The 23,454-nt window shown below is 70.2% G+C and carries 23 protein-coding genes; 8 read left to right on the forward strand and 15 right to left on the reverse strand.

Annotation, left to right across the window (positions count from 1 at the left end; translation table 11 throughout):
• Positions 1 to 99: 99 nt before the first annotated feature.
• Positions 100 to 939 carry a helix-turn-helix transcriptional regulator gene (locus ACFV7R_RS14990; RefSeq protein ID WP_385263635.1) on the reverse strand — a complete coding sequence of 280 codons (840 nt, stop codon included), beginning with the start codon at positions 937 to 939 and terminating at the stop codon, positions 100 to 102.
• 311 nt (positions 940 to 1,250) lie between these two features.
• Between ACFV7R_RS14990 and ACFV7R_RS14995 the strand changes: the two genes are divergently transcribed.
• Positions 1,251 to 2,300, forward strand: coding sequence for a S1 family peptidase (locus ACFV7R_RS14995; RefSeq protein WP_385263637.1), 1,050 nt, complete (start codon positions 1,251 to 1,253; stop codon positions 2,298 to 2,300).
• A gap of 247 nt (positions 2,301 to 2,547) precedes the next feature.
• Complete coding sequence (locus tag ACFV7R_RS15000; RefSeq protein ID WP_385263638.1) at positions 2,548 to 3,390, forward strand: FkbM family methyltransferase; 843 nt, start codon at positions 2,548 to 2,550, stop codon at positions 3,388 to 3,390.
• Positions 3,391 to 3,468: 78 nt separating this feature from the next.
• Here ACFV7R_RS15000 and ACFV7R_RS15005 read toward each other — a convergent pair whose 3' ends face one another.
• Both ACFV7R_RS15005 and ACFV7R_RS15010 read right to left on the reverse strand, forming a co-directional pair.
• Entirely contained in the window at positions 3,469 to 5,805 is a 2,337-nt protein-coding gene (locus tag ACFV7R_RS15005; RefSeq protein WP_385263640.1) for a glycosyltransferase, read from the reverse strand.
• Positions 5,802 to 7,307, reverse strand: coding sequence for a glycosyltransferase family 29 protein (locus ACFV7R_RS15010; protein WP_385263642.1), 1,506 nt, complete (start codon positions 7,305 to 7,307; stop codon positions 5,802 to 5,804). Before ACFV7R_RS15010 ends, ACFV7R_RS15005 begins: the two co-directional genes overlap by 4 nt.
• A 287-nt stretch (positions 7,308 to 7,594) precedes the next feature.
• On the opposite strand from ACFV7R_RS15010, the gene ACFV7R_RS15015 reads away from it, so the two are divergent.
• Positions 7,595 to 8,761 carry an acyltransferase family protein gene (locus ACFV7R_RS15015; RefSeq protein WP_385263643.1) on the forward strand — a complete coding sequence of 389 codons (1,167 nt, stop codon included), beginning with the start codon at positions 7,595 to 7,597 and terminating at the stop codon, positions 8,759 to 8,761.
• Between the two features lie 7 nt (positions 8,762 to 8,768).
• Here the strand turns inward: ACFV7R_RS15015 and ACFV7R_RS15020 are convergent, their stop codons facing one another.
• A complete protein-coding gene (locus ACFV7R_RS15020) occupies positions 8,769 to 9,497 on the reverse strand; it encodes a TetR/AcrR family transcriptional regulator C-terminal domain-containing protein (protein ID WP_385263645.1) in 729 nt (242 codons plus the stop codon).
• A 35-nt stretch (positions 9,498 to 9,532) separates the two neighbouring features.
• Here ACFV7R_RS15020 and ACFV7R_RS15025 point away from each other — a divergent pair, with 35 nt between their 5' ends.
• Both ACFV7R_RS15025 and ACFV7R_RS15030 read left to right on the forward strand, forming a co-directional pair.
• A complete protein-coding gene (locus tag ACFV7R_RS15025; RefSeq protein WP_385263646.1) occupies positions 9,533 to 10,987 on the forward strand; it encodes an FAD-dependent oxidoreductase in 1,455 nt (484 codons plus the stop codon).
• A 140-nt stretch (positions 10,988 to 11,127) separates the two neighbouring features.
• Positions 11,128 to 12,075, forward strand: a complete 948-nt coding sequence (locus tag ACFV7R_RS15030; RefSeq protein WP_385263647.1) for a class I SAM-dependent methyltransferase — start codon at positions 11,128 to 11,130, stop codon at positions 12,073 to 12,075.
• Between the two features lie 94 nt (positions 12,076 to 12,169).
• Here ACFV7R_RS15030 and leuE read toward each other — a convergent pair whose 3' ends face one another.
• On the reverse strand, positions 12,170 to 12,817 hold the full coding sequence (gene leuE, locus ACFV7R_RS15035; RefSeq protein ID WP_385263648.1) for a leucine efflux protein LeuE: 648 nt from the start codon (positions 12,815 to 12,817) through the stop codon (positions 12,170 to 12,172).
• 45 nt (positions 12,818 to 12,862) lie between these two features.
• The gene (locus ACFV7R_RS15040; protein ID WP_385263649.1) at positions 12,863 to 14,443 is read right to left on the reverse strand and encodes a methylmalonyl-CoA mutase; all 1,581 of its coding nucleotides are present in this window, start codon (positions 14,441 to 14,443) and stop codon (positions 12,863 to 12,865) included.
• Positions 14,444 to 14,597: 154 nt separating this feature from the next.
• On the opposite strand from ACFV7R_RS15040, the gene ACFV7R_RS15045 reads away from it, so the two are divergent.
• A complete protein-coding gene (locus tag ACFV7R_RS15045; protein ID WP_385263650.1) occupies positions 14,598 to 15,443 on the forward strand; it encodes a L,D-transpeptidase family protein in 846 nt (281 codons plus the stop codon).
• A 201-nt stretch (positions 15,444 to 15,644) separates the two neighbouring features.
• Here the strand turns inward: ACFV7R_RS15045 and ACFV7R_RS15050 are convergent, their stop codons facing one another.
• The 9 genes from ACFV7R_RS15050 to ACFV7R_RS15090 all read right to left on the reverse strand — a co-directional run bounded on the left by ACFV7R_RS15050 (position 15,645) and on the right by ACFV7R_RS15090 (position 21,798).
• Complete coding sequence (locus ACFV7R_RS15050; protein ID WP_385263651.1) at positions 15,645 to 16,700, reverse strand: hypothetical protein; 1,056 nt, start codon at positions 16,698 to 16,700, stop codon at positions 15,645 to 15,647.
• On the reverse strand, positions 16,700 to 17,371 hold the full coding sequence (locus tag ACFV7R_RS15055) for an RNA polymerase sigma factor (protein ID WP_129801968.1): 672 nt from the start codon (positions 17,369 to 17,371) through the stop codon (positions 16,700 to 16,702). Before ACFV7R_RS15055 ends, ACFV7R_RS15050 begins: the two co-directional genes overlap by 1 nt.
• 395 nt (positions 17,372 to 17,766) lie before the next feature.
• The gene (locus ACFV7R_RS15060; protein ID WP_385263652.1) at positions 17,767 to 18,504 is read right to left on the reverse strand and encodes a hypothetical protein; all 738 of its coding nucleotides are present in this window, start codon (positions 18,502 to 18,504) and stop codon (positions 17,767 to 17,769) included.
• Between the two features lie 372 nt (positions 18,505 to 18,876).
• The gene (locus tag ACFV7R_RS15065; protein WP_385263653.1) at positions 18,877 to 19,494 is read right to left on the reverse strand and encodes an RNA polymerase sigma factor; all 618 of its coding nucleotides are present in this window, start codon (positions 19,492 to 19,494) and stop codon (positions 18,877 to 18,879) included.
• Between the two features lie 118 nt (positions 19,495 to 19,612).
• Positions 19,613 to 20,464 carry a hypothetical protein gene (locus ACFV7R_RS15070; protein WP_385263654.1) on the reverse strand — a complete coding sequence of 284 codons (852 nt, stop codon included), beginning with the start codon at positions 20,462 to 20,464 and terminating at the stop codon, positions 19,613 to 19,615.
• A complete protein-coding gene (locus ACFV7R_RS15075) occupies positions 20,461 to 20,892 on the reverse strand; it encodes a hypothetical protein (protein WP_385263655.1) in 432 nt (143 codons plus the stop codon). Before ACFV7R_RS15075 ends, ACFV7R_RS15070 begins: the two co-directional genes overlap by 4 nt.
• A 227-nt stretch (positions 20,893 to 21,119) precedes the next feature.
• Positions 21,120 to 21,290 carry a hypothetical protein gene (locus tag ACFV7R_RS15080; protein WP_385263656.1) on the reverse strand — a complete coding sequence of 57 codons (171 nt, stop codon included), beginning with the start codon at positions 21,288 to 21,290 and terminating at the stop codon, positions 21,120 to 21,122.
• The gene (locus ACFV7R_RS15085; RefSeq protein WP_385263658.1) at positions 21,287 to 21,562 is read right to left on the reverse strand and encodes a hypothetical protein; all 276 of its coding nucleotides are present in this window, start codon (positions 21,560 to 21,562) and stop codon (positions 21,287 to 21,289) included. The genes ACFV7R_RS15080 and ACFV7R_RS15085 overlap by 4 nt, the downstream gene beginning before the upstream one ends.
• Positions 21,559 to 21,798 carry a hypothetical protein gene (locus tag ACFV7R_RS15090; protein ID WP_385263659.1) on the reverse strand — a complete coding sequence of 80 codons (240 nt, stop codon included), beginning with the start codon at positions 21,796 to 21,798 and terminating at the stop codon, positions 21,559 to 21,561. Before ACFV7R_RS15090 ends, ACFV7R_RS15085 begins: the two co-directional genes overlap by 4 nt.
• 184 nt (positions 21,799 to 21,982) lie before the next feature.
• Between ACFV7R_RS15090 and ACFV7R_RS15095 the strand changes: the two genes are divergently transcribed.
• Entirely contained in the window at positions 21,983 to 22,825 is an 843-nt protein-coding gene (locus ACFV7R_RS15095; RefSeq protein ID WP_385263800.1) for a helix-turn-helix domain-containing protein, read from the forward strand.
• On the forward strand, positions 22,807 to 23,016 hold the full coding sequence (locus ACFV7R_RS15100) for a DUF397 domain-containing protein (protein ID WP_385263661.1): 210 nt from the start codon (positions 22,807 to 22,809) through the stop codon (positions 23,014 to 23,016). The genes ACFV7R_RS15095 and ACFV7R_RS15100 overlap by 19 nt, the downstream gene beginning before the upstream one ends.
• Positions 23,017 to 23,454 lie beyond the last annotated feature (438 nt).

Here is a 23,454-nt window from a genome sequence, read left to right on the forward strand (position 1 = left end):
GAAGCCCGGCCGGCTCCACTCCCTCTTCGACAGCGTGACGCTGCCGAAGGACATGCCCCGTCAGAGGGCGGGAGACATCCGAGACGGCACGTGACGGCTTCAGCCGCGTCCGACCCGCCGAGCAACCGCCGTCGCCTCTACTGTGCGCCGCGGAGCCTCGTGCTCCGGGATGAAGAGGTACAGAGCCTGATCCGGTTCGCCGGGCGGCACCAACGCGCAGAAGCCGACGGACAGGCTGCCGAGCACGGGGGACTCGACGTGATAGCTGCCGGAGAGTCTGTCGGTCACATCCTGCTCGTCCCACAGCGCCTCGAACGCGGCACTGGACCGGGAGAGATCGCCTATCAGTGCCGCCAGGGAACCGTCCCACGGCCGACGGCCGACCTCCAGGTGCAGCCGGGCGACAGTGTCGCGGGCGACCGGTTCCCAGTCACGGAAGAGCTTCCGTGCCGACTGGTCGAGGAACAGCAGGCGGGCGAGGTTCCGCTCCGCCACGGGCAGGGAGTCGAAGTCGAGGAACAGCATCGAGGCGGGCCTGTTCCAGGCGAGCAGCTGCGTCCGCTGCCCCACCACGTATCCCGGCGTGTCGTCCAGGCCGTCCAACAGCCGTAGCACACCTGTCGAGACCCGTTCGTCAGCCGCTGTCCGCCGCCGGCGGGGTTGAGGGTGGGTCAGGTTGTACAGATGCTCCCGCTCCGTGCCGCTCAGCCGTAAGACCCGTGCCAGGGCGTCCACGACGGAGTCGGAGACCCCGTGTCTGATCCGGCCCTGCTCCAGGCGGACGTAGTAGTCGGGCCCGAGGCCCGCCAGCCGCGCCAGCTCCTCGCGCCGGAGACCCGGAACGCGGCGGACGGTGCCGTAGCTCTCCAGGCCCACGTCCTCGGGACTGAGCCGGGCCCGCCGGGACCCAAGGAACGCACGCAGCTCAGACCGCCACACCGGATCACCCCGTCACACCAGAGCGGGCGTTGATCATTGCGGTGTGCCATGAATTCTCCGCGGACACCCGCCGACCGGTAGACCAACAGAGCCTGGCGGCAAGGCATTTCGAGGCGGGTGCACCACTCGAGGCGGGTGCACCACTCCATCACTCGATACACACAGACGTCCGAATAGCACTCTCGCGCCCTTCACAAAAGAGGCGCGTCCGAACCCTGCCTGGAGACGCCCGGCCTACCCACATTGGCCTGGACCGAAGTTGTCGTCCCGACAGGGAAAGGGAACTCATGTCACGACGTCGTCCTCGTGCGGTGCTGACCGCCGTAGGCTGCCTGCTCGCCCTGCTGGCCCTGCCCCCCGCGCACGCGCGGGAGACACCCGCACCTCCCGCCGACCCCGCAGAGATGACCGCGCTGGCCGACCGCCTCGGCGACGATCGCACCGGGGGAGTCCACTACGAGAACGGCCGCCTGGTCGTCGCGGTGACCGACGAGGCGGCCGCGGAGACCGTCCGGAATGCCGGCGGGACGGCGGAGCTGGTCGCGCGCAGCATGAAGGATCTCAAGGCGATCCATGCCGAGTTGGACCAGCTGGGCTGGATCGGCAACACGTCGTGGGGCGCCGACCTCAGCGCCAACCAGATATCCGTCGAGCTCTACGACGATGTCCCGGCCGCCGACCGGGCCCGCATCGAAGCGGTCGCCGCGGCGCACCCCGGTGCCGTGCGCATCGAACGGCTCTCCGGCACCCTGCGGGAGGCCGCGACCCCGCTGCACGGCGGCATGACGATCAACAACGGTTCGTTCAACTGCAGCGCCGGATTCAACGTGCAGGGCAACACCGGGAACAAGTACCTGCTCACTGCAGGGCACTGCGTCAGAGGCGGCTACTACGACTGGTACCACGGCGAGGGAAGCACCTACGTCGGCAGGGTGATCGACTGGAACGACAGGCCCGGCGACTGGGCGGTCATCGACTACCGCAACGCCGACGTCACCCCGTACGGGACGATCCGGTTCAGGGACGGCACGATCTCGCAGATCGAAGGCTCCCGTTACGCCCGCCTGGGGGAGACCGTCAGACGTACCGGCGCGACCAGCGAGGACATGTCGGGCACGGTGCTGGATCCGGACAGGACGGTCAACTACATCGACGGCACCGTGCGCGAGCACATGATCGAGACAACGCTCTGCATGCGGAGGGGTGACAGCGGAGGCCCGCTCTTCATCGGCACCACCGCACTCGGCATCGCGTCCGGCGCCCTCGAGTTGGACGAGCCCTGCAGCGACTCGGTCGTCGGCCGGAGCTTCTACTACCCGGTCCAGAGGCTGCTCGACGCAAAGAGCATGTCCGTCTTCTGATGGGCCGACGGGACCCGCACCGAGGCGTTCGGTGCGGGTCCCGGTCCTCGGCCCTGCCGCTCGTGCCTCAGCCGTGGGCTACGCCCCGCGCACTTCGGCACGCGGGGTAAACGGCAGGAAGAATTGACGGAGGTTCCGGCTTACGACGGAACCAATTCGAGTGCAGCCCTGTGACGACGGGTTCACCGGGCCGGCCCACTTCTCACAAGGCTGCGACATACCGCTCGAACAGCTCTACGATCGCGGAATGCGTAACTCCCAGCTTGAAGAAGCGAATGCCCGGATGCTGGCCCACGCACCATCGGTCCGGCCGGTTTCCACCGGCGAGATCATCCGCACGCACCGCAAGAAGTTCCCTTACAAAGGCCTGGTGGAGATCGACTCCCCGCACTGCCCACCTTTTGTCATGTTGTGCGTCAACGACGAGGCGGTCGCCCTCGACACCCTGTGGAACGGGCGGTTCGGCTACGAGCCCGGCAGCCTGTCCACCTGGTCACGCCTGGCCGCGAAGAGCGCGACGATAGCCGACGTCGGGGCACATGTCGGCTACTTCTCGATGATCGCCGCGCTGGCCAACCCCAAGGCGAAGGTCCACGCCTTCGAGCCGGTGGACGAGATACACGCCCGGCTCGCGGTGAACCTGCGGATGAACAACGTCCAGAACGTCAAGCGCTTCCAGGCGGGTGTGTCCGCCGAGGCCGGCTGGGCCGAGATCAGCGTCCGTTTCGCGGGGAACCTGCTCTCGACGGGCTCGACCCTGGAACACGCCGCGGACGACGCCCAGTTGAAGCGCATCCAACTGCTGGCCCTGGACGACGTGTTCGCCGGCACCAAGCTGGATCTGATCAAGATCGATGTGGAGGGCCACGAGATGTCGGTCCTCCGGGGCGCGCGCCAGGTACTCAAGCGCGACCGCCCGACCGTGATGTTGGAGGCCCTGGTGGGCGCCCCGCTGGATCCCCTGCTCGCCGAGTTCGAGCCCCTGGGCTACGACTCCCACTGGGTCGCCGAGGCCGACGGCGAGTTGATCCCGTCGTACGCCCCCCGCCCGCGCGGGACGCGCAACCTTCTGTTCACGCCCCACGCGTAGGCGTTCGGCCCCCGCGACTGCTGAGCCGAGGTGAGCCCCCACCTGTGTGGGGGCTCACCTTCAGGGCACCGTTCCCGCTCAGCCGCCCAGGATGACCCGCAGGTCCGCGGCGTTCGCCTCCGTCACCTTCCACAGCTCCTGCTGCCTGCTGTGCACGTCGGCCACGGTCTTGGCGTGGTCGGCGAGCAGGTCCTTGGAGCGTTCCACCAGGCGGGCGGCGAGGTGGCGGTCGTGGACCGAGATGCCCCACTCGGGGCGCTCGATGTCCCGCAGGAAGTACGCCATCTTCGGGTGCGAGATCAGGCTGATGATGGGCGTGCCGCAGCCGAACGGAATCATGCCCGCGTGGCCGCGCATGCCGATGACCAGCTTGGTCCGTGCGTACAGGTCGCGGATCTCGTCGTTCTCGAAGTCGTACATCGGGATGACGGGCATCGAGACGCCGTGTTCGCGGCGCAGGTCGAAGGCGAGCCGCTCGTCGTCGAGCGAGTGCGCCACGCACTGCACGTCGCCCAGCTCGCCCAGGTCCCGCACCGCCTGCGCCATCTGGGCCAGGAAGTAGCCGTAGTCGTGGCCGAAGCGCAGGCCCGCGCGGTCGTAGGCGGCGTTGATGAGGATGGTGTCGTCACGCGTCGCCGGGTCCTGCCAGCCGGGGACGAGCTGGCGCGTCACCGTGGTCGGGCAGGGCTGGAAGCGCACCTTGTCGTGCAGGTGGGCCGGGAGCATGGCCCGCACCTTCTCGATCGAGCCGTGGTTGCGCAGACCGAAGAAGGCGGACTTCTCGACGAGCAGACGCAGCGACTCCCGGAACCGGTTGGCGCGGTAGGACTGGCCGTCGAAGGCGTTGAAGCCCACGGCGTAGACCGCGATCGGCACGTCGATGCGCTTCATCAGCTCGTCCGGGACGTTCCACTGCCAGGCGCTGTTGCCGTTGGGCATGGTGTCCGGGATGAACAGGCCACCGCCGCCGATGACCAGGCCGCGGCGGGCGTTGACGCGCTCCAGGGCCGCCTCGTCGAACAGGCGGTGGGCATGCACCGAGTGCCAGCGGCGGCCGGTGGTGTCGGGGTCGAAGCCGAGGCGCACGCTCTCCGGGAGCAGCTTGTCGCCCGCGTTGCCCTGCCGGTCCATGTAGAAGGCGACGTGCGCGAGCTGCTCGGCGGGACTGCCGGACTGCTGGGCGGGGACGCCGAGGGTGCGCTGCTGCCAGATGCGGCTGGCCCGGTGCGTGGGGTCGACGGTGAGGCCCTGGAGGGCGTACTTGTGCGAGGCGGCGTCGTCGCCGTGCACCCAGGAGATCAGGGCGAGCCGGGCGAAGGCGGTGGCGGCGCGGTTGGGCGCGGAGGTGGCCAGCAGCAGCTGGGCCTTGGCCTCCTCGTAGCGGGAGACGGCCAGCAGGGCGTGGCCGTAGACCTCGTGCGGCCAGGCCTCGTCCAGGGGGATGTGGACGCGCTCCATGATGTCCACGGCGGACTGGTAGTCACCGGCGCCGATGTGCGCGAGGGCGACGCGGCGGGCTATGTCGACGTCGCCGGTGCGCTCGACGTGCGGGGTGCCGAAGTGCACCAGCAGGTCGTGGTGCAGGGTGCCGCCGCCGGTGAGGTAGGCGGCCTGCAGCTCGGCGTCGCTCAGGTCGAACTCGCGCCAGCGCTCCTGCGCCTGCTCGTAGCCGGCCTCGCCGCCCTGCCAGGGCTTGTGGCGGCCGGTGAAGTGCAGGATGGCCGTGTCGTCGGGGACGGGGAGGTCGCCGGACAGCCGCCGCTTGACGAAGTTGTACTTCGCGTCCAGGCGGACGAAGTCGCCGTCGAGGACGGCGTTGAGGATGCCCTGGTCGTGCTTGTCGAGCTCGTAGGAGCCGCTGCGGCCGACCTGGTCGATCTTCGCGTAGAACTCGTCGCTCAGGTACTCCTTCTGAATGACGAGCAGGCCGCTGTTGAGCTTGTGCTGGCCGTAGAAGAACTGCGGTACGGCGGCGAGTCCCTCGCGCAGCGAGAGGAGTTCGGAGAGCGAACCGAGGACGACCATGTCGGTGTCCAGGGTGATCACGGTGTCGTAGTCGCGGATCTTGAAGACGTCGAGGATGAAGTACGCCTTGCGGACCAGGTAGTTGTCCTGGTCGCCCTTGGCGTAGGAGTCGTAGTGGTCGGCGTCGACGCGACGGAAGCTCACGCGCGGGTGCAGGGCGCGGATGCGGGCCACGGAGGACGGCTTGAGGTCGTCGTGCAGAACGATGAAGTCCTCGCACACGCCCGGGTTGGACAGGGCGAGGGAGCGCAGCAGGACGAGGAAACCGGGCAGGTAGTTCTCGTCCACGAAGCTGGCGAAGGCGATACGGCGCTTGCCGGTGAGGGCGCGGGCATCGGTGGCCGGGGCCGCGGTGCGAGCCTCGGCGGCGGGTATGTGGGTCGCGGTCATCTCAGGGAAATCCTCATGCCGGAGACGCTCTGGGCCCGTTCCATGACCCACGCCTTCTCGCTGGTGTATTCGTGAACGGAGGTGATCGGCATCTTCATCGCTGCGTCGATGCGGTAGGCACCGCTCTCGTAGAAGTCGAAGCCGATCAGGTCGAGGGTCGGGCTGACGTCGAGGAAGTCGAGCAGCCAGAGCATGTTGAAGCCGGAGGTCGGGATGGCGGGCCACGCGTCGGCGCCCAGCTTGCCGATGTTGCGCACGGGCCAGCGCAGCGACTCGTCGCCCAGGTACTTCTGTGCGCCCGGCACCAGGCGGTTGCGCAGGGACCACTTCCAGTCGCCGGAGACGCCGCCGAAGATCAGGCGGGTGTCGACCGGCTGGTCCCAGTTGAAGCCGTGCTTGTGGATGGAGACGTGGATGTCGGTCCGCTTGCCGGTGTGCACCGCGTCGATCTTGTACGAGTTGAAGCGTACGACCAGGTCGTAGGCGTCGATCTCGGCGCCCATCGAGCTCTCGCCGACCTTGCCGGAGTTGGCGATGAGGCAGATGGACTTGCCGGCGATCCTGTTGCGGAACTCGCCGAGGCTGATCCACTGCAGGCCGCCGAACAGCGGGTCGGACAGCGGGCCGCGCATACGGTTGCGGCGCTGCTCGGCGAACAGGGCGATCGCCTCGGTGAGTTCGGGGGTGGGCCGCTGGTGGATGCCGGTACACAGGTCCAGGTAGTGGCTGAGCGCCTCCTGGAACTCCTGCTCGGGGGCCTGAGCGCGGTCCATGGCCAGCAGCGCTCCCACGAGGCGGGCCTGGGCGGCGTCCCAGTCGCCGGCGGAGTGCGCCTCGAGACCCGCGGCCCACACGTCGGTCGCCGGGCCTGCGGCGAAGGAGGCGGCGTCCGGGACGGTCCGCTCGAGCAGGGCGAGCAGCTCGCCGCGCCGCTCCTGCGCGATGCGCAGGCCGGCGACCTTGGCGCGGACGCCGAAGCCGTCCTCCTGAGTGAGGCTCAGGTAGCGGTCGAAGGCCTCGACGGCGGCGGCCGGGCGGCCCATCTCCTCGAGCAGCCGGCCGCGCAGCCGCCAGCCGGCGCGGGAGTTCTTGCGCTGGGTCAGCACGGTGTCGTTGATGAGCAGGGCGAGGTTCAGCTCGTCGTCGTAGCCGCAGTCCAGGGCCTTGTTGCCGACGGCGAGGAGTGCGTCGAGGAGTTCGTTGCTCAGCCCGCCGCCGCTGACGGCCTTGGCGCCGCGCCGGATCAGGCTGCCGGCACCCGGCGCGGCCGGCTGGGGCTGTTCCTGTGCGGCCCACAGGGCGAGCAGCTCGCGCAGCTTCTCGGCCAGCGCTGTGCGGCGCCGGTCGAGGCTGCCCACCAGCTTGCCGCTGTGGACGGCGCAGGCACGCAGGCAGTCCTCCAGCTCGGCCGGGTTCACCTGTGCGGTCGGCGGCCCGGCGTCAGTGGCCGCCGATGCCGGGTCCCCTGTTCGGGAACGGGACCATCTGCTGCGAACCGTCATGGTGCTCCTGCTCTGGATATGACGAAGCAGGCAAGGATCTGCCTGGGTAAACGTGGTGGATTGGAGAACAGTAAGAAACCAATACGACGACAAGGTGAACCGCTCGGGACCGGTGGGCAAATCGTGTTTCCGTCGAACGGAATTCCGTCGAACGACGTTTAAGGTGGCGGGCGGCGTCAAAGGGCGTTGACAGACACCTCCGGGGGTTATGACTGATACGGGCGTCTTGGGCAAGATGGGCGCCCGAACAGGCCTGCGGACAAACGAGGTAGCCGAGGTATACGAGCGTGACCGAGACGGTCGTCAGCACAGCGAAGCCCCGACCCGCTGCTCCCGCGCCGGAGAGACCGCGGCAGGCCGCGAGCGGCCGGCCGCGGACCAGAAGCTCCGGAGGCCGGCTGCGCGCCCTGGACGGGCTGCGGCTGCTGGCCGCGCTGATGGTCGCCCTCTATCACTACGGCGGCCGGGGCGGTGAGGTCACCCATGCGTGGGGATCGTCACCGAAGGTCCAGTTCCCGACGCTGCACTCGTGGTTCGCCTACGGCTGTCTCGGCGTCCAGATCTTCTTCGTGATCAGCGGCTTCGTGATCTGTATGAGCGGCTGGGGCCGCCCGCTGCGGTCGTTCTTCGCCTCCCGGGTCGCCCGGCTGATGCCCTCCTACTGGGTGGCCGTCGTCCTGGTGACGGCCGTGTTCGCGCTGCCGGGCGTGGCCTACGAGGCGGTGACGCCGAGTGACGCGCTGGTGAACATGACGCTGCTCCAGCAGCCGCTGGGCGCGGACCGGGTGCTCGGCGTGTGCTGGACGCTTTGGGTGGAGATCCGCTTCTACGCACTGTTCGCCGTGTGCATCGTGCTGCCGGGCGCGAACCGCCGACGGGTGGTGCTCCTGTGTGCCGTGTGGACCCTGCTCGCCGCCATCACCAAGGCCGCCGACCAGCCGTTCCTCGACCTGGTCGTGATGCCGGAGTACGCGCCGTTCTTCATCGGCGGCATGGGCATCTATCTGGTGTACCGCAACCGGCGGGACGTCACCGCGTGGGGCATCGTGGCGGTGAGCTGGCTGATCGGGCAGCACGAGGCGGTGGACGGCCTCTGGCACAGCGCCTACCCGGACCAGTTCTCCTATCGTTCCGCCTCGGTCATCATCCTGATCGTCACCTTCGGCTTCGTCGCGGTCCTGGCCGTCGCGCTGGGCTGGCTGAGCTGGGCCGACTGGCCCTGGCTGACGGTCGCGGGGGCCCTGACGTACCCCTTCTACCTGGTCCACGAGCACCTGGGCTGGCCGGTCATCGAGGTCCTCCACCAGGACTTCGCCCTGACGTCCTGGGCGACCCTGGCCGGCACGCTGGCGATCATGCTGAGCCTGGCGTGGCTTTTCAACCGGTATGTGGAGAAGTGGTCGACGCCGTTGCTGCGGCGGTCACTGACACAGGTCCAGGCACCGAAGGTCTGACACTGCCTCAGTCGGGTGTCGCGGGGCTCCGCAGGGTCGCCGCGACGCCCTCGATCACCGCCCGGAGGCCGGCTTCGAAGCCCCGGTCGCGGTCCTGGAACACCTCGAGGCCGGCCTGCGCGGCGAGCGGGTGGGCGGCGAGCCGTTCGGCGCGGGCGTCGAGGTCGTAGCCCTCGGCGCCGGTGGCCGGGGCGGGGCCCATGGCCTGTTCCTCGATGACGTACCCGATGGTGTAGCTGTAGGCCGTGAACCAGGCCCGGGCCGCGCGCCCGGGCGTGAACCCGGCCTGCGTCAGCATCCACAGGTTGGCCTCCATGGGCTCCGCGTAGGACAGGTCCGTGAAGTGGGTGCCGGCATAGACCTTGGCGCCGTCGCGATAGCGCAGCAGATGCGTCCGCAGGCCGCTCATCCGCCGGAAGAACAACTCCCGCCAGTCCTCGTGCGGCGCCGCCGGCTCCTTCATCAGGTCGGCGCTCATGCGCCGCATCATCTCCGTGGCCATCTCGTCGAGAAGCGCCTGCTTGTCCTTGAAGTGCCAGTACAGGGCGGGCGCCTTGACGTCCAGTTCCCTGGCGATGGCACGCAGGGTCAGACCCTCCAGACCGACCTCGTTGAGGAGCCGCAGGGCGGTGTCCGCGACGCGTCGCCGGTCCAGCGGTGCTCGTCGTTCCGTGTTGCTCACGCCCGTCAACCTATCCCGCGCTTGACAACTTAACAGCGTTAAGGGCACGCTCATGGACGTTGCCACTTAACAGCGTTAAGGAGACGGGTATGGCTGTGCACACCGACGTACTGATCGTGGGCGCGGGCCCCACCGGCCTCGCCCTCGGCATCGACCTGGCCCGGCGCGGTGTGCCGGCGCTGGTCGTGGAGCGGGCCGACGGGCTGTTCCCGGGCTCGCGGGGCAAGGGCATCCAGCCCCGCACGATGGAGGTGTTCGACGACCTCGGCGTGGTCGACGCGATCCTCGCGGCGGGCGGCGGCTACCCGGTCGGCATGATCTGGCAGAACGGTGAGCGGGCCGGCGAGCACCGGATGATCGACCCGGCCGACACGACCGAGGACTCGCCCTACGCCGAGCCGTGGATGGTGCCGCAGTGGCGCACCCAGGAGATCCTCCGCGCCCGGCTGGAGGAGCTGGGCGGGCGGGTGTCCTTCGGCCGCGAGGCCGTCGGCGTCGAGCAGGACGCGGACGGGGCGACCGTGCGTTTCGCCTCCGGCGAGGATGTGCGCGCCCGGTACGCGGTCGCCTGCGACGGCGGCCGCTCGGCGCTGCGCCGCGCGCTCGGCATCGGCATGACCGGCGAGAGTGTCGATCCGGCCCCGATGCTGGTGGCGGACGTACGGATCACCGGCCTGGACCGCGACAACTGGCACATCTTCCCGCCGCGCGGGGAGGGCGAGAGCTTCCTCGCCGTGTGCCCGCTCGCCGGTACGGAGGACTTCCAGGTGGTGGCCCAGCTCCCGGAGGGCGCCGCGCCCGACCTGTCGCTCGACGGGGTGCGCAAGCTGGTCGCGGCCCGGTCGCATCTGGCCCCCGAGGACGTCACCGAGGTGCGGTGGGCCTCCGGCTTCCGGCCGCGTACGGCGCTGGCGGACCGGTTCCGGGACGGCCGGGTGTTCCTCGCCGGGGACGCGGCCCACGTGCACTCGCCGGCCGGCGGGCAGGGCCTGAACACCAGCGTCCAGGACGCCTACAACCTGGGCTGGAAGCTGGGCGCGGTGCTGCGCGAGGGCGCCCCCGCGGGCTTGCTGGACACCTACGAGGAGGAGCGCCGCCCGATCGCCGCCGACATGCTCGGCCTGTCGACCCGTGTTCACCGCGGCGAGACCCGACGCGGCGAGGCCACCCGCCAGCTCGGCCTCGGCTACCGCGACTCCTCGCTCACCGAGGAGACCCGTACGAATGGTGGCGCCGGGGTCCGTGCGGGTGACCGCGCGCCGGACGGAATCACGGAAGAGGGGCGACTGTTCGACGCCTTCCGTGGACCGCACTGGACGCTGCTGGCCGTGGGCACGGAAGCTGACCTCCCGGCGCTCCCCGTCCCCACGGTCCGCGTTCCGGCGCACAAGGCGCACGAGGTGCACCAGACGTACGGCACCGGCGTTTTCCTGGTCCGCCCCGACGGCTATGTGGGCTGGGCGGGTGAGACGGGCGTCGGACTGGTGGAGTACGCGGCACGGACCGGGGTAGCCGGGTGGCCACGGGCGTCGGTTACTCGGTGAACGGGCGCTGTCGGCGTACGGTACGTAGGGAATTGACCCATTGTTCATCTGTCGACTGGTTTGGGCAGGTTGGTCCCCCGGGCAGGCGCTGGGGCAGTCCCTGACCGCACCATTCGCACGAGGAAGGGCGTTCTCCTTCCATGACCACTGCACATGAGGCACCCCCGCGGCCCCGACGGCTCGACGATGTTCCAGGCTGGTTCCCCGTACTCGACCAGGTCCTCTTCAACTGGCTCCTGGACCGGCAGGAGGTCGCGGGAGTCCGCGGCGACCTGCTGGAAGTCGGGGTCTACATGGGCAAGAGCGCGATCTTCCTGGGGCGCCGTCTACAGGACGGCGAGCGGTACACGGTGTGCGACCTCTTCGAGGGCGACGCGCCGGACGACGCCAACCGCGCCGAGTCGACGAAGTCGTACAGCGCACTCACCCGCCAGGCCTTCGAGACCAACTACCTCTCCTTCCATGACGAACTGCCCCGCGTCCTGCAGGGCCCCAGTTCGATGGTGCCCTCCGAGGTCGAGCCCGGCTCGTGCCGGTTCGTCCATGTCGACGGCTCCCATCTCTACGAGCATGTGTACGACGACATCGGCGCCGCCCGCGATGTCCTGCTGCCCGACGGGATCGTCGTCCTGGACGACTTCCGCTCCGAGCACACGCCCGGCGTCTCCGTCGCCGTGTGGGAGGCCGTGCTCACGCGCGGGCTGCGGCCCATCTGTCTGAGCACGCAGAAGCTGTACGGCACCTGGGGCGATCCCGGGCCCATGCAGGAGGAGTTGCTGGCGATGGTGCGTGGCCGGGACGACTGCGCGCTCAGCGTGCAGCACGCGGCCGGACACCGTCTCGTCCGGCTGAAGTCCAGGGGCATGAAGGCTCCCGGCTTCCCGCTCTCCCGCCACGCGGACGAGCCCGAGCCCGAACTCGCTGTGGCCGAGCGGCCGGGGAAAGCGGCCGCGCCGGAGGCGACCCGGCCGGCCCGGCACCGGCACCGGCGCAGCCGCACCCGCCGCCTCGCGGTCGATCTGCTGCCGCCCGTCCTGACCCGCGCCATCGTCAACGCCCGCGCCGCCAGACAGTCACCACGACGCTGACGCGACGGAGGAGGCCGGCCTGGCGGGCGCCGACGCAGGAGCTCGCCGGGCAGGCGGGCGCCGGCCAGGCAGGCATCGGCCAGGCGGGCGCCGGCTAGGAGCTCGCCAGCGACAGCTTCGCCGCGAAGCCGAGGAAGAGCACGCCCGCCGCCGAGGTCGCCCCCGCCGACAGGCGCCTGCGGCGGCGGAAGGCGGCGGCCAGCTTCGTGCCGCTGAATATGAGCGCGCTGAGGTAGAGGACGCTGGCGAGCTGGGCGAAGGTGCCGAGGACGACGAAGGACAGGGCGGGGTAGGCGTATCCCGGGTCGACGAACTGCACGAAGAAGGCGACGAAGAACAGGATCGCCTTGGGGTTGAACAGGCTGATGACCAGGGCACGGCGGTAGGGCCGCTCGTCGCCGACGGCGGCCGCGCCGTCGCCGGCGGACTGCTCCCGCCGGGTCCGCCACATTCCCCACGCGGCCCGCAGCATCCCTATCGCCAGCCAGGTCAGATACCCGGCACCGGCGTACTTCACGATGCCGAACAACACGGCGTTGGCCTGGAGAAGAGACGCCACTCCGGCAGCCGAGAGTGTCATCAACACGGTGTCCCCGCACCACACGCCGGCTGCGGCGGTGTATCCGGCCCGGGCTCCTCGGCGGGCGGCCACGGAGAGGACGTACAGGGAGTTGGGGCCGGGCAGCAGGACGATCAGGACGAGTCCTGCGAGGTAGGTGGGCAGATCGATGACACCGAACATGAAAAGGAGTGTCGCACGGGGGTGTGACATTCCGAGGTGGGCGGGTCAGAACGCATCGCTCGGCACGTAAGTCCCCCAAACCCCCCGCAGCGCGTTGCACACCTCCCCCACCGTCGCCCGAGACCGCAGCGCCTCCTTCATCGGGTACAGGACGTTGTCCTTCCCCTCGGCCGCCTTCCTCAGCGCGTCCAGGGCCGAGTCCACCGCCGCCCGGTCCCGCTCGGCCCGTAGCTTCGCGAGCCGTTCCGCCTGCTGGGCCTCGATGGCCGGGTCCACGCGGAGCGGCTCGTACGGCTCCTCCTCGTCGAGCTGGAAGCGGTTGACGCCGACCACCACCCGCTCGCCGGAGTCCGTCTCCTGCGCGATCCGATACGCGTTGCGTTCGATCTCGCCCTTCTGGAAGCCGCGCTCGATGGCCGCGACCGCGCCGCCCAGTTCCTCCACCTTGCCCATCAGCTCGACCGCCGCCGCCTCGACCTCGTCCGTCATCCGCTCGATGGCGTACGAGCCCGCGAAGGGGTCGACCGTCGCCGTCACGTCCGTCTCGTACGCCAGCACCTGCTGCGTCCGCAGAGCGAGCCGCGCGCTCTTGTCGGTCGGCAGGGCGATCGCCTCGTCGAAGGAGTTGGTGTGCAGGGACTGTGTGCCGCCGAGCACCGCCGCCAGGGCCTGGACGGCGACACGGACCAGGTTCACCTCCGGCTGCTGGGCCGTCAGTTGCACGCCCGCCGTCTGTGTGTGGAAACGCAGCATCAGCGACTTGGGGTTCCTCGCGCCGAACTCCTCCCGCATCACCCGCGCCCAGATCCGGCGCGCGGCACGGAACTTGGCGACCTCCTCCAGGATCGTCGTACGCGCGACGAAGAAGAAGGACAGGCGGGGGGCGAAGTCGTCCACGTCCATGCCCGCCGCGACCGCCGTGCGGACGTACTCGATGCCGTCCGCCAGCGTGAACGCGATCTCCTGCGCGGGCGAGGCACCCGCCTCGGCCATGTGGTAGCCGGAGATCGAGATCGTGTTCCACTTGGGGATCTCGGCCTTGCAGTACTTGAAGATGTCCGCGATCAGACGCAGGGAGGGCTTCGGCGGGAAGATGTACGTCCCGCGCGCGATGTACTCCTTCAGTACGTCGTTCTGGATCGTGCCGGTCAGCTGGTCCGCGCTGACCCCCTGCTCCTCCGCGACCAGCTGGTACAGCAGCAGAAGCAGCGCCGCCGGGGCGTTGATCGTCATCGACGTCGACACCTTGTCCAGCGGGATCCCGCCGAACAGCACCCGCATGTCGTCGATCGAGTCGACGGCCACCCCCACCTTGCCGACCTCGCCGTGCGCGAGGGGCGCGTCGGAGTCGTGGCCCATCTGGGTCGGCAGGTCGAAGGCGACGGACAGGCCGGTCGTGCCGTGGGCGATCAGGTCCCGGTAGCGGGCGTTGGACTCCGTCGCCGTACCGAAGCCCGCGTACTGACGCATCGTCCAGGGGCGGCCCGTGTACATCGTCGGGTACACGCCACGGGTGAAGGGATACGACCCCGGTTCGCCCAGCTTCCCGGCCGGGTCCCAGTTCTCCAGGGCGTCCGGTCCGTACACCGGCTCGATGGGCAGTCCGGACTCCGACTCGCGCGCCATGGTGTGCCTCCTGCCGAGCACCGACTCACTTCTTGTTCATAACGATGCCGCGCCGTTCGCAACCCGTCATGCGCGGGGAACATCTCAGGTGACGTCGGCGTCCTGGGGTGGGGCGGCCGTGAGACGACGGGGGGCTGTCATGCGTACTGCGGGCATGGGGAGAGCGATAGCCGCGCTGGCGGCGCTGGTGACGGTGGGCGGCTGCACCGCGCAGGCGGTGGACGCGGACGGAAAACCCCGCGGGCCGGTGCACATCGACATCACCGGCACCAGGCCGGCGACGCCCACCCCGTCCTCCCGGCCCACCGAAGACAAAGGCGAGGACCAGGACGACAGATCCAGCACCCCGTCCCCGCCCGCCGCGCCGCCGAAGGTCCTCTGGTCACCCGGTGACACGGGCCGGGACGTGCGTGAGCTGCAGGCGCGGCTGCGACAGGTCGCCTGGCTGTTCGACGGGCCGACGGGGACGTACGACGACCTGACCGAGCAGGCCGTCCGGGGCTTCCAGGGAAAGCGCGGGCTGCCGCAGACGGGTGAGACCGACACGGTCACCTGGCAGCGGCTGCTGAAGATGACGCGCGAGCCGGGCCAGTGGGACCTGTACCTGATGGGCGGCCAGTCCGCCGACGCCCCGGATCCGCGCTGTCTGACCGGCCGGGTGCTGTGCATCAGCAAGTCGAGCCGCACCCTGCGCTGGATGATCGACGGGCGGACGGTCTCGACGATGCCGGTGCGCTTCGGATCGACGTACACACCCACCCGGGAGGGCGAGTTCCAGGTCTACTGGAAGTCCCGGCACCACCACTCCACGCTGTACGACTCGCCCATGCCGTACGCCATGTTCTTCAGCGGCGGACAGGCCGTGCACTACTCGTCCGACTTCGCCGCCCGTGGGTATGCCGGAGCCTCGCACGGATGCGTCAACGTGCGGGACGAGGCGGCGATCGCGGATCTGTTCGCCCAGGTGCGGGGCGGCGACAAGGTCGTCGTGCACTGGTGAGGCGAGGGAGGGTTTCGGGGCGCGGGCGGGACCGGGGGAACGTGTCCCGCCCGCGCCGAGGTGCACGAGCCGTGGGTACGGGGGGAACCCCGGCTCAGTGCGACGGCCGATGACCAGTCGGCTCATTCAGTACTGCGCTGCCGCGGCCGAAAATGTCACACCCTGCGGGGCGAGAAGTTCAATGCGGAACGAAATCGCAGGTCAGAAGGCCGAGCGGGACGGGTCGGCGGTCGGCAGCGGCGAGGTTGCCGACTGCTCCGGGCGACTGGGCGCGAAGGCCGTCGGCGAGGACGACACGCCGTCCCGGTCTCCGGGGATGCCGGGGGCTATGTCGTCCTCACCCTTGTCGTCGTCGCCTTTGTCGTCGTCGCCTTCGCCGCCGTTGCCCTCGTCGCCCTTGCCGTCGCTCCCGGCGTCGTCATCGCCGTCGCTGCGGCCCTTGTCGACCTGGGCCTCGGCACTGCCGGCGTTCTTCAGGACGTCGTCGCAGTACTTCCCGACGCGCGACGAACCACCGGCCGCCCCCTCCAGGGTCCGCTTGCGGTCCAGGTCCAGGTCCTTGCCGTTGCGCACATCGCGGCACGCCGAGGTGACCGTCTCCCACCAGCCGTCGGGCCGGCCGGCCGGGCTCTCGGCGCCGTCCCGCTCCTCGGTCGTGCTCTTGTCGGCCGGGGTGGACTCCTCGACGGCGGGGCCGCTCGTGGTGCCCTCGGGCGTGGGCGCGCCGGTCTCGCCGCCCTGCGCCGACGGGGGCGAGGCGAGCGGGCGCTCCGAATCCGGCGGTTCGGCGGCCGAGACCGACGCGGCCGGGCCGGGTTCGTCGTCGAAGGGCGTGGGCAGGACTCCGGTTCCGGCCGCGACAGCCACCCCGCCGACCATGCCGACGGCCAGCGCGGCGGCCAGCCCCAGACGCACGGGGCGGGCCCAGCGCGGGCTGCGAACGGCGGACGTACGCCGACGGGAGCGGCCGCCGATCCGCGCGAGCCCGGCGTCGGAGAGGTGCGCATCGCCGGGCGCACCGAGGTCGGCGCGCTCACTGTCCCGGTCCGCCCGCGCCTTGCGGAAAGCGGCCAGCGCGGCGGCCTCACCGGGGAGTTCGTCGCTGGTCAGCGCGGGTTTCACGGACAGCGCACCCAGTGTTTCGGCAAGCCTTGCGGCCTGGTCCCCGGCGGCGGCGTCGACAGCGTCCAGTGGCTCTCCGCTCAGCAAACGCTCCGTCGTATCGCGGTCCAGCCACCTGTACTGCTCGTCGGCCATCACATGTCCTTCTGCGTCCGCGCGCGCGTAGGCGTCACACTCGCGGACGTCACCGCGCCGTCGCGCGGTTCTCGCTGCGGCGGCAGGGCGTCGAGGACGCCGGCCGATTCCGGATCGGCTCCCGCCTCGCCGAGGAGCTCGGCGAGGCGCCTCAGACCGCGGTGCGCCGCGGTGCGTACGGCACCCGCGCGCTTGCCCAGCGTCTCGGCGGCGGTCTTCGCGTCCAGGCCCACCACCACGCGCAGGACGACGGCCTCGGCCTGGTCCTGCGGCAGCCGAGCGATGAGGGAGAGGGTTTGGTCGGTGGCCAGGGCCTCGATGGCCTCGCCCGCGGTGTCGGACTCGGCGGCCCGGCCGGTCAGTTCCGTCTCGTCGCCGCCTATCGCGGGGCGGCGTCCTCGCATGCGTATGTGATCCAGCGCACGGTTGCGGGCGATCCGGGCGGCCCACCCCCGGAACCGGTCGGCGTCCCCGCTGAACCGCTCCAGATCCCGCGCTATCTGCAACCAGGCCTCGGACGCCACGTCCTCTGCGTCCGGGTCGCCGACCAGCGTCCGTACGTATCCGAGCAACCGTGGATGCACCGCGCGGTACACAGTCCGGAACGCGGTCTCGTCCCCGTCCTGTGCCGCAAGCACCGCGGCTGTCAGCTCCGCGTCGTCCCCCAGCACCGCGCCCCTCTTGCGCCTAAACCGGCGCCGCTCTCGCGGACCGGGTTCTCGCCGTCGTGGTTCCTCAATTGATGGTTGCGGTCCTCCAGGACCGTGGATGGTTGCGGTGGTCTCCCGGCCTCCGTAGTCCGGCGCGAAAGGCACGTTACGTCCTGAAACCGCTCCCCGTCCATGTCCGTAGAGGATGCAACTAACTCGTGACACGCACGGGTGTGACAGAAAACGCACTCATGGCGCTGTAGGAAGTACGGGCCGCCGCGCGGCCCGTGCCGCGCGACGGCCGGGGTCTCTCCTGTGGGGGGTGGCGACCCCGGCCGTTGCCTCGGCGCAGGGCCTGCGCCGCCTGGCGAGTGGAGGTACCGGGGCGCGCGAGGTCAGGGCTCTTCCCCTGTGGGTCAGTTCTTCTTCCCGTTCTCGGTGGCCTTGTCGGCATGGTCGCCGCCCGCGCCACTGTTCGCGTTGCCCGCGCGGCTCTCCCCGTTGTCGGCACGGTTGTCGTCGGCACCGTTCGTCGCGCCCGCCGTTCCGCCGCCCGGCGTGGCCGCCTGACTCGGCCTGCTCGTGGCCGCCCGCGCCAGCTGCTCGGCGCAGTACGCGGCCACCTTGTCCTCGCCGCCCGCCGCCGTGACGAGCCGCTGCCAGGCCGTCGAGTCCAGCGCGTCACCGCGGTCCTTGACCTGGTCGTAGGCGCGGCACTGGGCCTCGGTGTCCTGGGCGGTGGACGGGTGGTCGGGCTTCCCGGAGGCGGCGTCGGACGCCGCAAAGGAGTGCTCGGCGGTCGGCAGGTCGGAGGTGCTGATCGACCGGGTCGGCCTGCCCTGGTCGGCAGGGCCGTCGGACGAGCCGATCGCGGCGACCGCTACGCCGCCCAGCGCGAGACTCGCAATGAACAGGGAGAGCATGGTCTTCACCGAGAGCGCCAGCCGCCGTTGCTCGCGGGGCCGCCAGTCGTCCCGGCGCCGGGTGCGCGCTCGGTGTGCCCCCGCGTCCCGCGCGGCCTGGAACGCGGACACGGCACGCTGCTCGCCCTCGGTGTCCACGCGGTGCCCGCGCAGCACGGCGGCGGAGAGCAGCGCCTCCAGCTCGGCGTCGTCGAGTGCCACGGCCGGGCCGGACGCGTGACCGGAGGCCATGCCGTCAGGGTGCACACGCCGACGGCCGGGGGACCCACCGCCGCTCTGCTGTTCACCCATGTCCGCTTCCCGTCCCTGTCCGACCTGTTCAATTCATGTGGCCTGTGGACTCTTGTGACTCACACACGCCTGTGGGGCCCGTATGGCCCCTGGCCCACGTGGTCTCTGTGACCATGTACGCCATGCGTCCTATGTGGCAGCTGTGACTCGCGGCCTCCGTAGAGCCTGTAAGGCGCCCACGAGAGCCTGTACGGCGCGCACGCCCGTACGACTCACGCGCCCGTCCGTCGACCGGCCACCTTCCGGGAGCCGCCGCACCCGACCGGCCTGCCTCGCCGATGCGCCGCCTTGGCCGCCGCCGTCACTCACTGTTCATTTCGATTCCCCCAGCGTCTGGGGGCCACCATCCGTCACACCTTCGACGCCCAGCTGTTTGGCCAGGCGCTTCAGCCCCCGGTACGCGGCCGTCCGCACCGCGCCCGGGCGCTTGCCGAGGACGCGGGCCGCGGCCGGGGCGTCGAGGCCGACCACCACCCGCAGCAGCACGGCCTCCGCCTGGTCCCGCGGCAGCCCGCGGACCAGCTCCACGGCGTGCTCCGTGGAGATCGACTCCAGCGCCTGGTCGTGCGTGCTGTGCGGACCGGCCAGGTCCAGTACGTCCTGTTCCAGCGCCGACGACCGGGGCCGTACCTTCTGCCGGCGCAGATGGTCCAGCGCCCGGTGCCGGGCGATGGTGGCGCTCCAGCCCCGGAACCCGGCTCCGTCGCCCTTGAACCGGCCCAGGTCCCGGGCGATCTCCAGCCAGGCCTCGGACGCCACGTCCTCCGCATCGTCCCCGACCAGCCCGCGCAGGTACCCGAGCAGTCCTGGCTGCACCAGCCGGTACGCGACCGCGAAGGCGGCCTCGTCACCTTCCTGGGCCCGCGCGACGGCCGCGCCCAATTCCCCGTCGTACGCGCGCAGGCGGCGGGGTTCCCCTCCCTGGCCCAATAACTGTCCTCGTCCGTACCGGTTCGCGGCGCGTCCGTACCCAGCGGCGCGGCCGTGTTTGCCCTTGTCCCCCACGGTCCTCAGCGTCGGGCCGGAGGTAAGTGTCACAGTGCGTCCGTCACCCCACTCCCTCCGGCAACACGACGGCTCCCTCGTACGGCCCCGAGGTCCGCTCGGTCACGTCCTGGGCGTAGCGGATGCTCCCCGTGCCGTACGGGATGCGGAAGACGCACCGGAAGGTGTGCGAAGTGACCTGGTACGTCGAGGAGTTGAGGACGAGCTTCTCCTCGGCGCGCTCCACGGTGATCCCGCTCTCCGGTGCCGTGACGCCGGCCGCACGCAACTGCTCCAGGGTCGGGGCGAGTTCGCGCAGGGCCTTGCGTACGACGCCCTGGTCCCGTACGGCGGGCAGCGGCGCGGCGGACGTCGTACGGACGCGCAACTCGATCCGCTGGTCCGAGGCGGTGAGAGAGACCGCGTCGCCGTAGTCCTCGAACGCGTCGAGGGCGGCCACCGGGTCCTCGACCCTGCCCGCGATCTCCGGGTCGGAGACGGGCCCGTGCCGCCAGGCGGCGTCGCCCTCCTTGACGTACCCGATGCCGTCGACGACGTAGATCTCCTCGGACTTGGTCACGCCCTTGCTGCTCCGGCTGCTGCCCACGGAGTGCAGCGCCCAGGGGTCGCCGGTCGTCCGGTGCACTTGCGCCGAGTAGGTCGCGCCGCTCTGCTGCCCCTGCAGGACCAGTTCCTCGCTCCCCCTCACGGTGAATCGCCAGCCCTCTTCCGCGGCCATCGCCTCCTCGGCCAGGGCGAGGAACTCGGCGGGGGTCTCGGGGGCGGGTGCGGGCTCGGTCTTGGCGGGTGCGGCGGCCCGGCGGCTCGGCTCGGAGGGCGGCGCGGCATCCACCGAGCACCCCGTGAGTGCGGCGGAGACGAGAAGCGCGGTCGTCGCGGCGATGCGTCTTCTCATGCCACGGCTCTCCCTGCCCGCCCGTGCAGGGTCAGGTAGAAGATCTCCAGCGACTCCTCGGGGCCGCCGACGTCGAACCGGTTGTGGACCTTGCCGAGCGGGTTCCAGACCCGCCCGTCCGGCATCCGCACCCCCACCGGCTGGCCGAAGTAAGCGCACTGGTCGGCGTCGAAGTCCATCCACACCGCCCCCGCGCGGCGCACGAGCACCTCACCGACGTACGCCCCGAGCCCCGACAGCGTCTCTCGCACGCGCTCCCGGTCGGCGTCGCCCCTGCGCAGTCCGTCGATCAGGAAGTCGACGATGCGCAGGCTGGCCACCGAGTAGTCCAGCGGCAGGCGATTACGGGCGGTGACGCGGGTGACGAAGGCCGCGGCGTAGAGGCGCATCTCACGTGCACGCGGTGTGCGTTCGTCCACTGGGCTCATGGGGACCCCACCCCTTTGGCTTGGCCGGCGGAAGGACTCCTTCTGGTCCTCCCGCTGACCAAGCGGACATCGCCTCACAAGCATCACGGGTAACGAGCGTGTTCATTCGCACACAGCAAGGTCACAGAACGCGTACAACCTTTTGACTTCTCGTGAGTCCGCGACGCATCTCAGGGAACGGCGGGTCCGCCCACGAAGCCGTCCCGGCCCGCCGAGGGGCCGAGCCCTCACAGGTAGAGTTGCCGCTCGCAGTCCCGGCAGTGCGTCTTGCCGTCACGCTTCTCGATCTGCCGGTGCTCGCACACCTCGGAACCGGCCGTCACGTTTTCCCGGTCTTCCCGGTCTTCCCGGACTTCTCGGACTTCCCGCTCGGCAGAGCTGCGGTGGACGACGGTCACGTCGCGCCCCCGCTGTCCCGCAGCAGCGCGGCCAGTTCAGCCGGGGGCCGCATCACCGCGTAGTCGCCGAAGTTCCGCCGGTAGCGCAGGTGCCGGGTCTCCTGCGTGTGCCGACGCTGCCACTCCTCGACGGGCGCGGGATGGCCATACGTACCGGACCGCGCACCGCACTCGGTCTCGTCGCCGGACACGCAACGGGCCTCGTACTCGGGCTCCGCGGTGCGGTCCTGCTCGATGGTGAACGGAACGTAGCGGAACACGCGCCGGGTCATCGCGCCGCCCCCCTCTCGATTCCCTTCTCGATGACGGCCGCCAACTCCCGTGCGAGGGGCGGGGAACAGCGTCCCAGCTCGATGAGGGGCCGGGGGTTCGCGTCGGCGTAGGTGTTCGGGTCCAGCCTCAGCGACGGGAGTCTGAGTCCGGCGCGTTCGAGGGCGGACGCGAGGGCATCCCTGACCTCCTCGGCGTCTCTGATCGTGTCGGCCGCCGCCCGGTGCTCCGCCGTCATGGATCCGCCCCTTCCGCCGTTCCCCCACGCGGGGTGAACTGCCTGGATTACGCTGCGTGTTCCAGTCATTACGAGCATGGCCCGGGAGCGGGACCGGAACGCCGTGGACGAGTTCTCCTTCGTCGCCCTGCGGCTTACTTCCACACCTGCCACGGCCTTCTTCCAGGGACGACGGAGGAGCGCGATGCCGCCGAGAAGGGTGATCACGGGACGCAGCCAGGAACCACGCCGACGGTACGCGGAGGAACTCCGGTTACTGCGCACGGCCAGGGGCGAGAGTCTGCGTGAGCTGGCCAAGGTGGTGGGCTGGGACGCGTCGCTGTTCGGGAAGCTGGAGAGCGGGGCGACACTGGGGAGCCCCGAAGTGGCCGAGGCGCTGGATCAGCATTACGGGACGCCGGGGTTGCTGTTGGCGTTGTGGGAGCTGGCGGTGGGGGATCCTACGCAGTTCAAGGAGCAGTATCGGCGGTATATGGCGCTGGAGGCCGAGGCGGTGAACTTGTGGCACTACGGGGTGAGCACGATTCACGGTCTTCTCCAGACGGAGGGGTACGCGTACGAGGTTCTCGCGCTGGGCAGCGCCAAGGGCAAGGAGTTGGAGCAGCAGGTTGAGGCGCGCACAGGCCGGCGGAAGTTGCTGGAAGGAGAGGACGCACCACCATTCCGCGCCCTTTTCGCCGAGGCGGTGCTGCGCACCCCGCTGCGCGACGCCAGGGCGTGGCGGGAACAGTTGGAGTACCTGCTGGAGGTGTCGGAGCGCCCGAACATCACCCTCCAGGTACTGCCGCAAAGCTCAGGCCTGCACGGGCTGGTGAGCACCGACGTGATGTTCCTTCGGCTGTTGGACGGCGCTACGGTGGCATACACGGAGAACGCGCACCGCGGCGAACTGATCGAAGAAAACGCCTCAGTTGAGCGGCTGCAACGTGCGTACGATGCGATGCGCGACCTAGCTCTGAACCCGGCCGAGTCGCGGAAGTTCATCCTGCGGATGTTGGAGGAAGTGCCGTGCGAGCCATCGACCTGACCGAGGTGACGTGGCGCAAGAGCAGCTACAGCAACCCGGACGGCGGCGCGTGCGTCGAGGTCGCCGACAACCTCCCCCCCATCGTCCCCGTCCGTGACAGCAAGGCCCCCGACGGCCCCGCACTCGTCTTCGAAGCCCGAGCGTGGTCGTCGTTCGTCACCGCCGTCAAGGACGGCGGACTCCCCGCCTGAGCCCACCGCCAGCCCCCGAACAACCGGCCCTCGCCACCACGGCGAGGGCCGTTGACATGGTCGGAAACCCCCCTGCCCGGCTACCCGAGCGGAAGCCACGACGGCCACCACCCCGGAATCCCGACCCGTTCCAGGCCGGGGACCCGCCCTGCAAGGCTTCGGCCGCATCGAACTCTTCAGCCGTGCCGTGGACCGTACCTGCAGCGATCGCATACAACCACTGCGGCTCGTCGAGAGTCAGAGAAGCTGTGACGAGCCAAGAGGGGAGTGCAGGCCGACGGCCTCCGGCGCTGGACCGGCTGTCCGAGTACTGGCCCGGCACGGAGCGCGACATCGCCGCTGACTGAAACGGTCCGAGCGTCGGCACGAAGCCCCGGAGGGCTGGGACTTGCCGTGCACCCGTCCTGACCGGCAAGGACCTTCGCGCAGTCCCGTCAC

The organism is Streptomyces sp. NPDC059866, from assembly GCF_042731325.1.
GTDB classification, from domain to species: Bacteria; Actinomycetota; Actinomycetes; order Streptomycetales; family Streptomycetaceae; genus Streptomyces; species Streptomyces flavusporus.